The following is a 14,559-nucleotide window of genomic DNA, read 5'->3' as shown; positions in this document are numbered from 1 at the left end:
ACACGAGGCGCTCCCCAACAAAGGCCACGCCTCGTTCTACACCGATTCCATCCAACCAATCAGCAGGGATCAAACACTTTCGCAGGGACGACGGCGAATTTGCGGACGCCGCGCAGGCCTGTCATGCGCCCACTCGGTTGACCGCGTCAGCGGCAATCGGCACGCTGTGCGTGTCCTCCCGCCGGCATGCCTTCCTTATCCCCCATGTTCACGATCGCCTCGCTCTGGATTCCCTTCACCATCGTCGCCGCGTTCGGGCAGGTGGCGCGCAATGCGATGCAGCGGCATCTGACCGGGCCGCTCGGGACCTGGGGCGCGACCAATATCCGTTTCCTGTTCGGCCTGCCGTTCTCGGTGGTGTTCTTCGCGCTGGCGGTGCTGCTGACCGGCGATCGCGTGCCGTGGCCGGCGGCGGCGTTCTGGCCGTGGCTGATGACCGGCGCGCTCAGCCAGATCGTCGGCACCGGCTTCATGCTGCTGGCGATGAACGACCGCTCCTTCGTGGTCACCACGGCCTACATGAAGACCGAGGCGATCCAGACCGCGATCTTCGGCTTCATCTTCCTCGGCGACCATCTCACCACGACCAAGGTGATCGCGATCGTGGTCGCGACCATCGGCGTCGTCATCACCGCGCTGCGGCCCGGCGGTCAAAAGAGTTTTGCCGACCTGCGCCCGACCGTGCTCGGCCTCGGCGCCGCCGCGGTGTTCGCGATCTCGGCGGTGAGCTTTCGCGGCGCGATCATCGCGGTGCCCTCGGTCTCGTTCGTCACGGCGGCCTCCTACACGCTGATGTGGAGCCTCCTCGTGCAGACGCTGATCCTCTCGGTCTATCTGTTGCTGCGCGCGCCCGACGTGCTGAGGTCGATCCTCAAGCTGTGGCGGCCCTCGATGTTCGCGGGCTTCATGGGCGCGTTCTCATCGCAATTCTGGTTCCTGGCGTTCGCGCTCACCGCCGCCGCCAATGTGCGCACGCTGGCGCTGATCGAAGTGCTGTTCGCGCAGGGCGTGGCGTATTTCTCGCTCAAGCAGCCGTTCTCGCTGCGCGAGGTGTTCGGCATCGTCCTGATCGTGATCGGCGTCGCCTTGTTGATCGCTGCGTAGACTCTTGCTTGACGCGTTTTCTTCACGCGAACCGGTGCCCTTCGCTCGAAAACGCGATCAGCCTTTGACGGCAACCAGCACCGCGCCCGCGGAGATCAGCGCGATCCCGATCCAGCCATAGGCCGAGGGGCGTTCGCCGAGGAAGGTGGCGCCGAACAGCGCCACCAGCACCACGCTGAGCTTGTCGATCGGCGCGACGAGTGTGGCCGGTCCAAGCTTGAGCGCGCGGAAATAGCAGATCCACGACGCGCCGGTGCCGAGCCCGGACAGCAGCAGGAACAGCCAGCTCTTGGCCGAGATCGGGCCGGACTGGGTGAACTGCCCGGTCGCGAACAGGATGGCCGACAGCGTGATCAAGACGATCACGGTGCGGATCAGGGTGGCGAGATCGGAGTTGATGCCCTCGACGCCGACCTTGGCGAAGATCGCGGTCAGCGCGGCGAACACGGCCGAGAGAAATGCCCAGACCTGCCAGGAAGAAAATGTCTCGGGGGTCATGCTCTTCCCAGATTGTCATTCCGGGGCGGTGCGCAGCACCGAACCCGGAATCTCGAGGTTGCGGCGCGAGATTCCGGGTTCACGCTTCGCGTGCCCCGGAATGACGCTGCGCGTCAATTCCGGTCTTCCGGCAGCGTCGGCAGCGGCGAGACTTCGACGCCTTCGTCGATCAGCGCGCGGGCCTCCTCGGGCGAGGCTTCGCCATAGATCGGCCGGTGCTCGATATCGCCGTAATGCATCTTGCGCGCTTCGTTCGGGAAGCGGTCGCCGACATTGTCGGCGTTCTTCACGATGTGGTCGCGCAGCTCCTTCAGCTTGCTGCGCAGCTCGCGCTCCTGCGCCATCACCAGCGATGTCGATTCATTGCCAGTCGCTTCGACGGCCGCGGCCGGCGCCGGCTGAGCCGGTTCGCGGCCCTTCTTGCTAACGACCTGCGGCGCCATGATGGCGCGCTCGATCTTGCTTGAGCCGCAGGACGGGCAATCGATCAGGTGACGCCGCTCCTGCGATTCGTAGGCCGCGGAGCTCTGGAACCAGCTCTCGAACTGGTGGCCGCGCTCGCAGCGCAGCGTGTAGCGGATCATGCCGAACCCCGGACGAGGTGCAGATGCTCCGGGCCGGCCTTGGGGTCGGCGATGCCGAAACGCCTGCCATGCTGCAGCGAGGGAATGGTCTTGCGCGCGGTCTCGACCTTGGCCGGATCGATCTCGGCCAGGAATACGCCCGGCTCGACGCCGCCCTCGGCGAGGATCTCGCCCCAGGGGTCGATGATCAGCGAATGGCCGAAGGTCTCGCGCTTGTTCTCATGCAGGCCGGCCTGCGCTGCCGCGAACACGAAGCAGCCGGTCTCGATGGCGCGGGCGCGCAGCAGCGTGTGCCAATGCGCTTCGCCGGTCTTGCGGGTGAAGGCGGACGGCACGGTGAGGAACGATGCGCCGGCCTCGGCCAGCGCGCGGTACAGCGCCGGGAAGCGCACGTCGTAGCAGATCGTCAGTCCGATCCGGCCCCAGGGCAGATCGGAGATCACGGCAGTCTCGCCCGGCTGATAATTGGCCGATTCGCGGTAGCTCTCGCCGCCCGGCAAATCGATATCGAACATATGGATCTTGTCGTAGCTCGCGAGCAGATTGCCCTCGGGCCCGATCAGGAACGAGCGGTTGACCGCCTTCTCCGGCGAGTAGCGCAGCGCCAGCGAGCCGATATGCAGGTGGATCTTCAGCTCGGCGGCCAGCGCGCGATACGCCTTCAGCGACGTGTCGTCCTCTTCGCTCGCCAAATGCTCGAACAGCGCCTTGCGGTTGAGCTGCATCATGTTGCTGACTTCGGGGGTCAGCACATATTTGGCGCCCTGCGCGGCGGCCTCGCGGATCAGCCGCGTGCCCTGCTCGAGGCTCGGCTCCGGCAGCAATCCGGTGCGCATCTGCACCATGGCGGCGGTGAAAATGTTCTCCGTCATCAGGCGCCGCCTCCGTTGCTGAGCAGGCCGTCGAGCTTGCCCTCGCGGTCGAGCGCGTAGAGTTCGTCGCAGCCGCCGACATGGGTCTTGCCGATGAAGATCTGCGGGAAGGTCGAGCCGGTACCGGCGCGACCGTACATCTCGTCGCGATAGGCCGGGTTGCTGGCGACGTTCAATTCGGTGAACGCGGCGTTCTTGCGCGTCAAAAGCGATTTGGCCGCGGTGCAATAACCGCAGCCCGGGCGGGTGTAGATTTCAATGGCAGCGGTCATGGTGCGCTCGGTTGAACCAGAATGTCAGATTATATGGGAGCGCGGTGGGTATCGACAACCCGGGCAAACACCAGCACGTCGACCTGCGCGGCTTTGGCGCGGAGCAGCGCCCGCGCGCAGGCATCCACCGTCGCGCCCGAGGTCAGGACGTCGTCGATCAGGATCACGCGGCGGCCCTGGACGTCAGCCTTGCGTTCATCAGCGACCCCGAATGCACCCTGGACATTGCTGGCGCGGTCCTTGCGTGACAGCCCGATCTGCTGCTCGGTGGCGCGGATGCGCCGCAGCGCTTCGGCAGCCATTTTGACGCCGCTCTGGCGCGCGATCACCTTGGCGAGCGCCCCGGACTGGTTGTAGCGCCGGCTCCAGCCGCGCCGCCAGTGCAGGGGAACCGGAACCAGCAGATCGGTTTCGCGGAGCAATTCCTTCCCCGCCCGCGCCATCCAGCGACCCATTGTCGGCGCCAGATCGGTGCGATCCTGGTATTTCAATGCGTGCACCAGCGTGCGCGCGACATCGTCATAGCGCACCGCGGCGCGGGCTCTGCTGTAGGCCGGCGGATTGGCGATCGCCTCCATCGACAGCAGTTCGGGCCCGGGATCATAGACGAAGGGAATGCCGAGCCGCGGGCAGAACGGCGGCGCGATGAACGACAATCTGGCCCAGCAGATCGCGCACACCCCCTCGCCATCGACCGGCTCACGGCACGAAACGCATAGCGTCGGCAGCGCGATGTCGAGCGCCAGCCGCGCCGTGCGCAGCCACGCACCCCCGATCGCGCCAAGCGCGCGCTGGACGTGACCGGTAATGGAGCGTGTCGGTGATGCTTCGGCGTCCATGGCGGGCGAGGCTAGCGTTTGAGCAGCGCCGGCTCAAGGCGCATTGCCTGCGGCGGCGGTCCGGCGTAACCAGCGGCATGGCAACGCCCCCGTCCTCAGCCCCCATCCTGTTCGATCGCGCCTTGCTCGGCGCGCGGCTCAAGCGTGCGCGGCGCGAGGGGGCGGCGACATTCCTGCTCGATCGCGCCACCGAGGACATGGCGGACCGCTTGCTGGCGGTGTCGCGCAGCTTTTCGGCGGCGGCCGACGTCTGGACGCCGGGCAACGGGCTCGCGGACGTCCTGCGCGGACGTGTCGCCGCGGTCGATGCGATCGGTTTCAGCGAGGCGGAAGTGCTCGGTCTGCCGCCGGAGTCGCTCGATCTTGTCGTCTCCGCGCTCGCCTTCCAGTTCGTCAACGATCTGCCGGGCGTGCTGGCGCAGCTCCGGCGGGCGCTGAAGCCGGATGGGCTGCTGCTCGCTTCGATGCTCGGTGGCGATACGCTGACCGAACTGCGGCAGAGCTTTGCCGCGGCGGAGGCCGAGTGCGAGGGCGGGGCGTCGCCGCGCGTCGCACCGTTCGCCGATTTGCGCGACATCGGCGCGCTGTTGCAGCGGGCCGGCTTCGCGCTTCCGGTCACCGACGTCGATCGCGTGGTGGTGCGCTATGCCAGTGCGTTCGCGCTGATGGCCGATTTGCGGCGGATGGGCGCGACCAATGTGCTGCGCGAGCGCCGTCACACCTTAACCCGCCGCGCCACCATGCTGCGGATGGCGCAGATCTACGGCGAGCGCTTCGCCGATGCCGACGGCCGCATCCGCGCCACCTTCGACATCGTCTGGCTCTCCGGCTGGGCGCCGCATGAAAGCCAGCCGAAGCCGCTCAAGCCCGGCTCGGCGAAGGCAAGCCTTGAGGCGGCGGTGAAGCAGGCAAGCAAGTCGTAAGATCGTTGACGCGAAGCCTCTTGACAGCAGTTCGATTCAGCTGCAGGTTGTGGAGGCTTCGCCATATCGGCAGGCGCGGCCTGTAGGGTCTCCCTCAGGACGGCAACGCATAGGGCTTTGTCCCTTGCAATGGAGAACTAAAATGCAGCTCTGTAAGCTGACTTTTCCGGTTGTTTCATTCCGGAATCTCGAAGCCCCCCAACATATTCATAAGCAAGGCTATCGCGACTATTTCGCGATGGTGGATGTTCGTGACCTCCCTGATCTTTCGGAGTGGCGAAAGATAAACGTCCGCGATCCTAAGATGACAGGCGCGGTGCCAAACAAGATCAGGGCGAGTGTTAGCGACAATCCCGACCTGTTCGCGTTCATGAATCGCGGAATCGTCTTGTCGGTGGAATCGGTGCAGTTCGACAACAAGACCGGAAAGCTGACAGTCAGCCTGCGAGATCCCGTTCTTCACGGGCTTCTCGATGGTGGTCACACCTACAACATCCTGCTGGAGGAGCGTGAGGCGCTAGAGACACCGCAGTATGTGCGTGTCGAGATCCTCGAAGGGTTTAAGCCGGAGGACATCCCTCAGCTCGTGGACGCCCGCAATACTTCCAATCAAGTTCGCGACCAGAGCTTGATGAACCTCAGCGGGGAGTTCGACAAGCTCAAGAAGGCTCTTGCAAAAGCGCCTTATGCTGACCTGATCGCCTACAAGGAATATGAGGTCCTTCCAAGCGGCGAACAGAAGCCGATTGATGTGCGCGACATCATTGCGATCCTCACTGCATTTGAGCGGGAACACTTCGACGACAAAGTTCATCCGATCAATGCGTATCGATCCAAGGCCGCATGTCTGCAGCATTTCAAAGATAACACCAAATCATATCAAAAGATCTATCCGCTAGCGTCGGATATTCTGGAGCTTTATGATTTGATCCAGCTTCAGTTGCCTGATCTTTACAACAAGGTTCGTGGTGGAAAATTCGGGCATCTGACCGGTGTCACCACGTACAAGGGTAAGCACAAAGCCCATCTTGAGTTCATCAATAAGGATTCCAAGTATGGCGTTCCAGCGGGCTTTACTTATCCGATTCTCGGCGGGTTCCGCGCCCTGATTGAGGAGAAGGGCGGACGCTATATTTGGGGAAAGGGACTTGATCCTCGCCAAATGCTCGAAGATGGCTTAGGTGAGACGCTAGCAGATACAATTGGGAATTTCGCGCTGGACGCGCGCAATCCGTCGAAAACGGGCAAGTCGCCGTTGGTATGGCAGGCCTGCTATCAAGCTGCGCGCGTTGCCTACCTTGAAGCTGAATAATTGGCAGGTCCACGCCGGGAGCTTCGACGCTCCCGGCGCTTTCAGTCACAACAACAAATCCATCAGATGCGGCAGCAGCGGGATGTCCGCGGGCGGCATCGGGTAGTCGCGCAGCTTGCTTGCGCGGACCCAGGCGAGGTTCTGGCCCTCGCGCGCCACCGCGATGCCCTCCCAGCGCCGGCAGATGTAGAGCGGCATCAGCAGATGGAAGGTCTCGTAGGCATGGCTGGCGAAAGTCAGTGGCGCGAGGCAGGGCTCGCTCACGGTGATGCCGATCTCCTCATGCAGCTCGCGGATCAGGGTCTGCTCCGGCCGCTCGCCGGGCTCGATCTTGCCGCCGGGGAATTCCCACAGGCCGGCCAGCGCCTTGCCCTCGGGGCGCTGCGCCAGCAGCACGCGCTTGTCGGCATCGACAAGCGCGCAGGCGACGACGAGGATCAGCTTGATGTCAGCCATGCGGCACGGATGTCCCTACCAAGCATGATCCGGAAAAGTGCGAAGCGGTTTTCCGAAAAGATCATGCTCAAAGAATGAGTCTTCAAGCTTTCATTAACCAGCAACGCGCTGTCAGCCAAACGATTTATGCCCGCGCGGCTTTCCGCGATTGCGATAAGCCGGCCTTAATTCGCATCCGGCAGGGTGAGGGTTCTCATTTACCTGCCGATCATATTCTTTGCCGACATAACCCATGAGCACCTTGATCCGGACCATCAGCCGTTTCCGCCGCGATCGCTCCGGCAACATCGCGATGACCTTTGGCCTCGCTCTGCTGCCGCTCGTCGTCGCGGTCGGATGCGCGGTCGACTATTCCCGTGCCAACCAGATCCGCAGCAAGCTGATATCGGCCGCTGACGCCGCGAGCGTCGGATCGATCGCCAAGGCGTCGCCCGGCTTCATCGCCGCCGGCGCCATGACCTCGGACGGCGAGATATCGGTAGGCGAAGCCGATGCGACCAAGATCTTCAACGGCAACATCTTCAACCAGAACGGCTTCACGCTGACCAGCGTGACGCCGACCATGACCAAGACCGGCGGCGTCATCACCTCGACGGTCAAGTTCACCGCCGATGTCCCGACCATGTTTCTCGGCGTGATCGGGCAAAGCAAGATGACGGTGACCGGCGCGTCGACCTCGACCGCGAACATGCCGCTTTATATCGACTTCTATCTCCTGCTCGACAACTCGCCGTCGATGGGGGTCGCGGCGACGCCGGCCGATGTGACCAAGATGGTCAACAACACGTCCGACCAGTGCGCCTTCGCCTGTCACGACTACAACGACGCCAACAACTATTACAATCTCGCCAAGACGCTCGGCGTCACGACGCGGATCGACGTGCTGCGCAGCGCGACCCAGCAGTTGATGGACACGGCCGCGAACACCGCGACCTATGCCAGCCAGTACCGGATGGCGATCTACGATTTCGGCGCCTCGTCGAAGACGATCGGCCTGCGCGCGCTGTTCTCGCTGTCGACCAGCCTGTCGAGCGCCAAGACCGCGGCCGGCAACATCGACCTGATGGGCGTCTACGGCAACAACGATTCCTACACCGCCGACAAGGACAGCCAGTTCTCGACGGTGCTTCCGGCCATCAGCAACGCGATCAGCGCGCCGGGCCCGGGCACGTCCGCGGCGCCGATGAAATATCTGTTCTTCGTTTCCGACGGCGTGGCCGACGAGCCGAATTCAAGCTGCCTGAAGCCGATCAGCGGCGGCAATCGCTGCCAGTCGCCGATCAACCCGGCGCTGTGCACGGCCATCAAGAACCGCGGCATCAAGATCGCGGTGCTCTACACGACTTACCTGCAGCTGCCGACCAACAACTGGTACATGATCTGGATCGATCCGTTCAATCAGGGCCCGTTCGGTCCGTCGCCGAACAGCCAGATCGCGCAGAACATGCAGGCCTGCGCGTCGCCGGGCTTCTATTTCGAGGTCAGCCCGACGCAAGGCATCGCCGACGCGATGAATGCGCTGTTCAAGAAGGCCGTCGCCGACGCGCGGATCAGCAGTTAGCTCTCTCACCGTCACCCCCGCGCAACGGCTTTGCCGTTGTCGCTGGAGGAGGCCGCAAAGCGGCCGTCTCGAAGGTCGACGGCCAGGGTTTCTCTATGCGGCGCTCTCGTGGCCGTGCATCCTTCGAGACGCGCTACGCGCTCCTCAGGATGACGGGACTCACGCCGTCATTGCGAGCGAAGCGAAGCAATCCATCTGTCAGTACGCTCGGAACGATGGATTGCTTCGTCGCTTCGCTCCTCGCAATGACGGAGGTGGCGACGTTATGTCGGCCGCTACGACCGGTAATCGCCGTTGATCGCGACGTATTCCTTGGTGAGGTCGCAGGTCAGCACGCGGTCTTTGGCCTTGCCGAGGCCGAGCGCGACCTTGATCTGGATCTTCGGCGCCTTCATCGCCTCCGACACCTCCTTCTCGTCGTAGGAAGGGTCGCGCGCGCCGCTCTTGGCGACGCGGATGCCGTTGAAGGAGATCGAGAGCTTGTCGCGGTTGGCGGGCTCGCCGGCCTTGCCGACCGCCATCACCACACGCCCCCAATTGGCGTCCTCGCCGGCGATCGCGGTCTTCACCAGCGGCGAATTGGCGATCGACATCGCGATTCTGCGCGCCGACGGTTTTGTGGTGGCGCCCTCGACCACGACCTCGACCAGCTTGCGGGCGCCTTCGCCGTCGCGCGCCACCTGCTCGGAGAGATCAGCGAGGATCTGCTGGAACGCCTTGGTGAAGGCCTTCAGCCGCGGGTCGCTGGCGCGCGAGATCTTCGGCGCGCCGTTGGCTGCCGCCGCGCCGGTCGCGAAGGCCAGCAGCGTATCCGAGGTCGAGGTGTCGCCGTCGATGGTCAGCGCATTGAAGGTATCCTCGACACCGGCCTTGAGCAGGGATTGCAGCACCGATGCCGACAGCGGCGCGTCGGTGAAGATGAAGGACAGCATGGTCGCCATGTCGGGCATGATCATGCCGGCGCCCTTGGCCATGCCGTTGATCGTCACCTTGGCCTTGCCGAGCTTCACGGTCGCGGTCGCGACCTTGGGGAAAGTGTCGGTGGTCATGATCGCCCTGGCCGCGTCCATCCAGAGATCGGGGGTGGCGGTCTCCGCGAGCTCCGCCAGCACGCCGTCGAACTTGGTGGCGTCGAGCGGCTCGCCGATCACTCCGGTGGAGGCGAGGAACACGTCCGACGTCGCGCAGCCGACCGCCTTCGCCGCGATCTGCGCGGTCAGCGCGGTGGATGCCTTGCCGGTCTTGCCGGTGAAGGCGTTGGCGTTGCCGGAATTGACCACCAGCGCGCGCGCCGATCCTTTTTGAGAAGATCCTGCGCCCTTCAGCTTGGCGCGGCACCATTCGACCGGCGCCGACGGGCACTTCGACTTGGTAAAGACGCCGGCAACCGTGGTGCCCTTGTCGAGCAGCGCGAGCAACACGTCGGTGCGCCCCTTGTAGCGGATGCCGGCGGCAGCGGTCGCAAGCCGCACACCCGCGATCACGGGCATCTCGGGAACGTCGGGCGGGGCGAGGGGGGAGACGGCGGTGGACATCGGGAAGCTTCCGGCTACGGGGAGGGAAGCGCTCCATAACATCTCGCCGCGAGAAGCGGGAGAGGGCTGCGATGCGAACGCATAACGGCGTCGTCCCGGCGAAGGCCGGGACCCATAATCACCGTCATCAATTGTTCAAGAAACTGCTGCCACAGCAAGACAAGCTCCGCTGCGGCGTATGGGTCCCGGCCTGCGCCGGGACGACGCGATCTTCAAAGAAGCCGTAGCCCGGATGGAGCGAAGTGCAATCCGGGACGAGTCCCTCCGCGGCAACAGACCCCGGATTTCGCTGCGCTTCATCCGGGCTACGGGGCGGCTGCAAAAAAGCAAAATGGCCGGGACGAGCCCGGCCATCGCAACAGCAACTACGTTCGCGAAGCTTACTTCTTCGGCGGCGCCATCTTGTTGTCGGCCGGCTTCGGCGCGTCCTTGGCGGCATCTGCCGGCGCGGCGGCGTCGGCCGGCTTGTCCATGCGCTCGACCTTGGCGGCCTCGCGCAGCTTGGCGACGTAGTCGGCCTGCGCCTTGCGGGTCACATAGGTCTCGATCTGGGCCTTCACCTGCTCGAAGTCGGGCGCCTTGCGGTTGCGCTTTTCCTCGACCTTGATGATGTGCCAGCCGAACTGCGACTTGACCGGATCGGAGATCTTGCCCGGCTCGAGCGAGAAGGCGACCGCGGAGAATTCCGGCACCATCTGCTCCTTGGTGAAGAAGCCGAGGTCGCCGCCGTCGGAGGCGCCTGGGTCCTTGGACTTCTTCTTGGCGAGCTCGCCGAAGTCGGCGCCCTTGTCGAGCTCGGCCTTGATCGCCTTGGCCTCGTCCTCGGTCTCGACCAGGATGTGGCGGGCGCGCACCTCCTGCTCGCCGGTGATCTGCTTGGCGGCCTCCTCATAGACCTTCTTCATGGCGTCGTCGGTGGTCGCGGCCTTGCCCTCGTTGGCAAGCAGGCTGTCCATCAACAGGCGGTTGCGGGTGAAGGCGAGCCGCTTCTTGAAGTCGTCATTGTTCTCGATCTTCTTGTCCTCGGCGGCCTTGGACACGATCTTCATGTCGATCAGGAAGGACAGCACGTTGTCCTTGCGGGTCGAGGGGTCCATCTGCTGCAGGCTCGGGCCGAGTTCCTCCTCGGCGAGCGCCACGTCGCTGGCGTGGATCTCCGAACCGTTGACCTTCGCCAGCACCGGGTCGGATTCCGCGGCCCGGACCGGGAGGCCGGCAGCCAGCACTGCGACAAGACAGCCCGTCGCGGCCAGGGTGGCGAGGCCGAGGCGCAGGCCGGTTTTGGTTTCCGGAGGCGAGGTGGTCATGCAAAATCCTTGTCTCAAAGGGGGGAAGCTCGAGCGGGGCGGACACTCGCCCAATCGTGTTACATTGGCAACGCGAAAGTCTTGTCAAAATGATGAATTCCTTGACATCTTGCCAACGTTGACAACCCCCCGACCGGGCCATATCTCTGGCCAACCGCGTCAGCGGTGAGAGCGCTTATTTTGCTGCGTTTTTCGCCGTTGAACCCAGGATGGCCTGTTTCCCACTCAATTGGCGGAGGAGCTCCGGGCCGGAGCTCGAACCGTAGCGCGTCACGGTGAGTTGATAGGCGATCCGGCGGACCATCTCAGGCTGTAATCCAGACTGAATTCCAAGACCGACTTCAAGACTGAACGAAGACCGAACCCGAGACCGAAGAACAGGAATTTCGCATGATCGGCGCGCTCGCCCGCAAGTTTTTCGGCTCCGCCAACGACCGTCGGGTCAAGGGGTATCAGTCCCGCGTCAACGCCATCAACGCGCTGGAGCCCGAGCTCGTCAAACTGACGGACGATCAGCTCAAGGCCCGCACCGCCGAATTCAAGCAGCAGCTCGCCAGCGGCAAGACGCTCGACGACATCCTGGTTCCGGCCTTCGCCACGGTGCGCGAGGCCGCCAAGCGGACGCTCGGCCAGCGCCATTTCGACGTTCAGCTGATCGGCGGCATGGTGCTGCACGAGGGCGACATCGCCGAGATGAAGACCGGCGAAGGCAAGACGCTGGTTGCGACGCTCGCGGTCTACCTCAACGCGCTCGCCGGCAAGGGCGTCCACGTCGTCACCGTCAACGACTACCTCGCCCGCCGCGACTCCGGCTGGATGGGCCAGATCTATGCCTTCCTGGGGCTGACCACCGGCGTGATCGTGCACGGCCTCGACGACGCCGAGCGCAAGGCCGCCTATGCCTGCGACATCACCTACGGCACCAACAACGAATACGGCTTCGACTATCTGCGCGACAACATGAAGTACCGCCTGGAGGACATGGTCCAGCGCGAGCATTTCTACGCGATCGTCGACGAAGTGGACTCCATCCTGATCGACGAGGCGCGCACGCCGCTGATCATCTCCGGCCCGCTCGACGACCGCTCGGATTTCTACAACACCATCGACACCTTCATGCCGAATCTCGCCAAGAAGGACGACTACGAGGTCGACGAGAAGCAGCGCACGGTGACGCTGACCGAAGCCGGCATGGAGAAGCTCGAGAACCTGCTGCGCGACGCCGGCCAGCTCAAGGGCGACTCGCTGTACGACGTCGAGAACGTCTCCGTCGTGCATCACGTCAACCAGGCGCTGCGCGCGCACACGCTGTTCACGCGCGACAAGGACTACATCGTCCGCGACGACGAGGTCATCATCATCGACGAGTTCACCGGCCGCATGATGCAGGGCCGCCGTTATTCGGAAGGCCTGCACCAGGCGCTGGAAGCCAAGGAGCACGTCACGGTCCAGCCCGAGAACCAGACGCTGGCCTCGATCACCTTCCAGAACTATTTCCGGATGTACCAGAAGCTGTCCGGCATGACCGGCACGGCGCTGACCGAAGCCGACGAACTGTTCGACATCTACAAGCTCGAGGTCGTGGAGATTCCGACCAACCTGCCGGTGGCGCGCCTCGACGAGGACGACGAGGTCTACCGCACCCAGAACGAGAAATACGCCGCGATCCTTGCCGAGATCGAGCGCGCCAACAAGCGGCTGCAGCCGGTGCTGGTCGGCACGGCGTCGATCGAGAAGTCGGAAGTGCTGGCCGAGTACCTGAAGAAGCACGGCTACAAGCAGATCGACTTCACGTCCGAATCCGGCATGGAGAAGCTCTATGCCGCCGCGCGCGCCGGCAAGCCGGCAAAGCTGTTCGCGGTGCTGAACGCGCGCTTCCACGAGCAGGAAGCCTATATCGTCGCGGAAGCCGGCGTGCCGGGCGCGATCACGATCGCGACCAACATGGCCGGCCGCGGCACCGACATCAAGCTCGGCGGCTCGCTCGAGATGCGGATCCAGCAGGAGACCGCAGGGATCACGGATGAAGCCGAGAAGGCCAGGAAGATCGAGCAGATCAAGGCCGACATCGAGCGCTTCCGCGAGATCGTGCTGAAGGCGGAAGAGGATTTCGAGGTCGAGCCCGCCAAGGGCAACAAGCCCGCGAAAACCGTGAAGAAGCCGGGCGGCCTCTACATCATCGGCTCCGAACGTCACGAATCCCGCCGCATCGACAACCAGCTGCGCGGCCGCTCCGGCCGTCAGGGCGACCCCGGCCGCTCGAAGTTCTTCCTGTCGCTGGAAGACGATCTGATGCGCATCTTCGGCTCCGACCGGCTCGACAGCATGCTGCAGCGGCTCGGCCTGCAGGAAGGCGAGGCCATCATCCATCCCTGGATCAACAAGGCGCTCGAGAAGGCGCAGCAGAAGGTCGAGGCGCGCAACTTCGACATCCGCAAGAACCTCTTGAAGTTCGACAACGTCCAGAACGACCAGCGCAAGGTGATCTTCGACCAGCGCGTCGACCTGATGAAGGACGACAGCGTGGTCGAGACCGTGACCGACATGCGCCATGCCTTCGTCGAGGACGTGGTCACCAAATACATTCCCGAGCACGCCTATGCCGAACAGTGGGACACCGCGGGCCTCAAGGACGAGCTGAAGCGCGTGCTCGATGTCGATCTGCCGGTCGACGAATGGGCGAAGGAAGAGGGCATCGCCGACGAGGAGCTGCTGACCCGCATCGAGACCCATGTCGACGAGCGCATGGCGGCCAAGGTCGCGCAATGGGGTCCCGACGTGATGCGTTACGTCGAGAAGACCATCCTGCTGCAGACGCTGGACCATCTCTGGCGCGAGCACCTGATCATGCTCGACCATCTGCGCCAGGTGATCGGCCTGCGCGGCTATGGCCAGCGCGACCCGTTGCAGGAATACAAGACCGAGGCCTTCAACCTGTTCCAGGAGATGAGCGCGCATCTGCGCGAGGCCGTCACCGCGCAGCTGATGCGGGTTGAGATCGTGCCGCCGGAGGAGCCGCCGGAGCCGCTGCCGCTGATGGAGGCGCACAAGCTCGATCCCAACACCGGCGAGGACGAGTTCGCGCAGGCCCGCCTGACCGAGGCGACCTACGCCCAGGCCTCGCTGGCGCCGGGGATGATTGCCACCGACCGCAATCCGAATGACCCCGCAAGCTGGGGCAAGGTCGGCCGCAACGAGGACTGCCCCTGCGGGTCAGGCAAGAAGTACAAGCACTGCCACGGAAGGTACGCGTAAGCGCGCCACTCCAGTGAGCCGAGCGTCGAAGAGCAAGCGCG

General features: G+C 64.0%; 13 protein-coding genes. 5 read left to right on the top strand and 8 right to left on the bottom strand.

What is annotated here, in order from left to right; translation table 11 throughout:
* Positions 1–204 precede the first annotated feature (204 nt).
* Positions 205–1,104 (top strand): EamA family transporter, encoded by a 900-nt coding sequence (locus IF803_RS38060; RefSeq protein WP_461195724.1) that lies wholly within the window; start codon positions 205–207, stop codon positions 1,102–1,104.
* A gap of 57 nt (positions 1,105–1,161) precedes the next feature.
* Here IF803_RS38060 and IF803_RS38055 read toward each other — a convergent pair whose 3' ends face one another.
* From IF803_RS38055 to IF803_RS38035, 5 genes are all read right to left on the bottom strand, one after another.
* Positions 1,162–1,602 (bottom strand): EamA family transporter, encoded by a 441-nt coding sequence (locus tag IF803_RS38055; protein ID WP_461195723.1) that lies wholly within the window; start codon positions 1,600–1,602, stop codon positions 1,162–1,164.
* Positions 1,603–1,715: 113 nt separating this feature from the next.
* The gene (locus tag IF803_RS38050; protein WP_304497733.1) at positions 1,716–2,186 is read right to left on the bottom strand and encodes a DUF1178 family protein; all 471 of its coding nucleotides are present in this window, start codon (positions 2,184–2,186) and stop codon (positions 1,716–1,718) included.
* Positions 2,183–3,058: a carbon-nitrogen hydrolase family protein gene (locus IF803_RS38045; protein WP_168858580.1), complete on the bottom strand. Its 876-nt coding sequence runs from the start codon at positions 3,056–3,058 to the stop codon at positions 2,183–2,185. The genes IF803_RS38050 and IF803_RS38045 overlap by 4 nt, the downstream gene beginning before the upstream one ends.
* Positions 3,058–3,330 (bottom strand): glutaredoxin 3, encoded by a 273-nt coding sequence (grxC, locus tag IF803_RS38040; protein WP_304497732.1) that lies wholly within the window; start codon positions 3,328–3,330, stop codon positions 3,058–3,060. Before grxC ends, IF803_RS38045 begins: the two co-directional genes overlap by 1 nt.
* Before the next feature lie 29 nt (positions 3,331–3,359).
* On the bottom strand, positions 3,360–4,169 hold the full coding sequence (locus IF803_RS38035) for a ComF family protein (RefSeq protein ID WP_304497731.1): 810 nt from the start codon (positions 4,167–4,169) through the stop codon (positions 3,360–3,362).
* A 77-nt stretch (positions 4,170–4,246) separates the two neighbouring features.
* Here IF803_RS38035 and IF803_RS38030 point away from each other — a divergent pair, with 77 nt between their 5' ends.
* Together IF803_RS38030 and IF803_RS38025 are read left to right on the top strand one after the other, a co-directional pair.
* Positions 4,247–5,092 carry a methyltransferase domain-containing protein gene (locus IF803_RS38030; RefSeq protein WP_461195722.1) on the top strand — a complete coding sequence of 282 codons (846 nt, stop codon included), beginning with the start codon at positions 4,247–4,249 and terminating at the stop codon, positions 5,090–5,092.
* A gap of 142 nt (positions 5,093–5,234) precedes the next feature.
* Positions 5,235–6,404 (top strand): AIPR family protein, encoded by a 1,170-nt coding sequence (locus IF803_RS38025; RefSeq protein ID WP_461195721.1) that lies wholly within the window; start codon positions 5,235–5,237, stop codon positions 6,402–6,404.
* Between the two features lie 45 nt (positions 6,405–6,449).
* Here IF803_RS38025 and IF803_RS38020 read toward each other — a convergent pair whose 3' ends face one another.
* Positions 6,450–6,860 carry a (deoxy)nucleoside triphosphate pyrophosphohydrolase gene (locus IF803_RS38020; protein WP_461195720.1) on the bottom strand — a complete coding sequence of 137 codons (411 nt, stop codon included), beginning with the start codon at positions 6,858–6,860 and terminating at the stop codon, positions 6,450–6,452.
* Positions 6,861–7,092: 232 nt separating this feature from the next.
* Here IF803_RS38020 and IF803_RS38015 point away from each other — a divergent pair, with 232 nt between their 5' ends.
* Positions 7,093–8,421 (top strand): TadE/TadG family type IV pilus assembly protein, encoded by a 1,329-nt coding sequence (locus tag IF803_RS38015; RefSeq protein ID WP_461195719.1) that lies wholly within the window; start codon positions 7,093–7,095, stop codon positions 8,419–8,421.
* A 275-nt stretch (positions 8,422–8,696) separates the two neighbouring features.
* Here the strand turns inward: IF803_RS38015 and argJ are convergent, their stop codons facing one another.
* On the bottom strand, positions 8,697–9,956 hold the full coding sequence (gene argJ, locus IF803_RS38010) for a bifunctional glutamate N-acetyltransferase/amino-acid acetyltransferase ArgJ (RefSeq protein WP_461195718.1): 1,260 nt from the start codon (positions 9,954–9,956) through the stop codon (positions 8,697–8,699).
* A gap of 380 nt (positions 9,957–10,336) precedes the next feature.
* The gene (locus IF803_RS38005; protein WP_028343245.1) at positions 10,337–11,263 is read right to left on the bottom strand and encodes a peptidylprolyl isomerase; all 927 of its coding nucleotides are present in this window, start codon (positions 11,261–11,263) and stop codon (positions 10,337–10,339) included.
* A gap of 390 nt (positions 11,264–11,653) precedes the next feature.
* Here IF803_RS38005 and secA point away from each other — a divergent pair, with 390 nt between their 5' ends.
* Positions 11,654–14,518: a preprotein translocase subunit SecA gene (gene secA, locus IF803_RS38000; protein ID WP_461195717.1), complete on the top strand. Its 2,865-nt coding sequence runs from the start codon at positions 11,654–11,656 to the stop codon at positions 14,516–14,518.
* Positions 14,519–14,559 lie beyond the last annotated feature (41 nt).

The sequence above is a fragment of the Bradyrhizobium sp. UFLA06-06 genome, assembly GCF_054820065.1.
The sequence above is the reverse complement of the archived record's forward strand: the minus strand, read 5'-3'. Positions and strand labels throughout refer to the sequence as shown.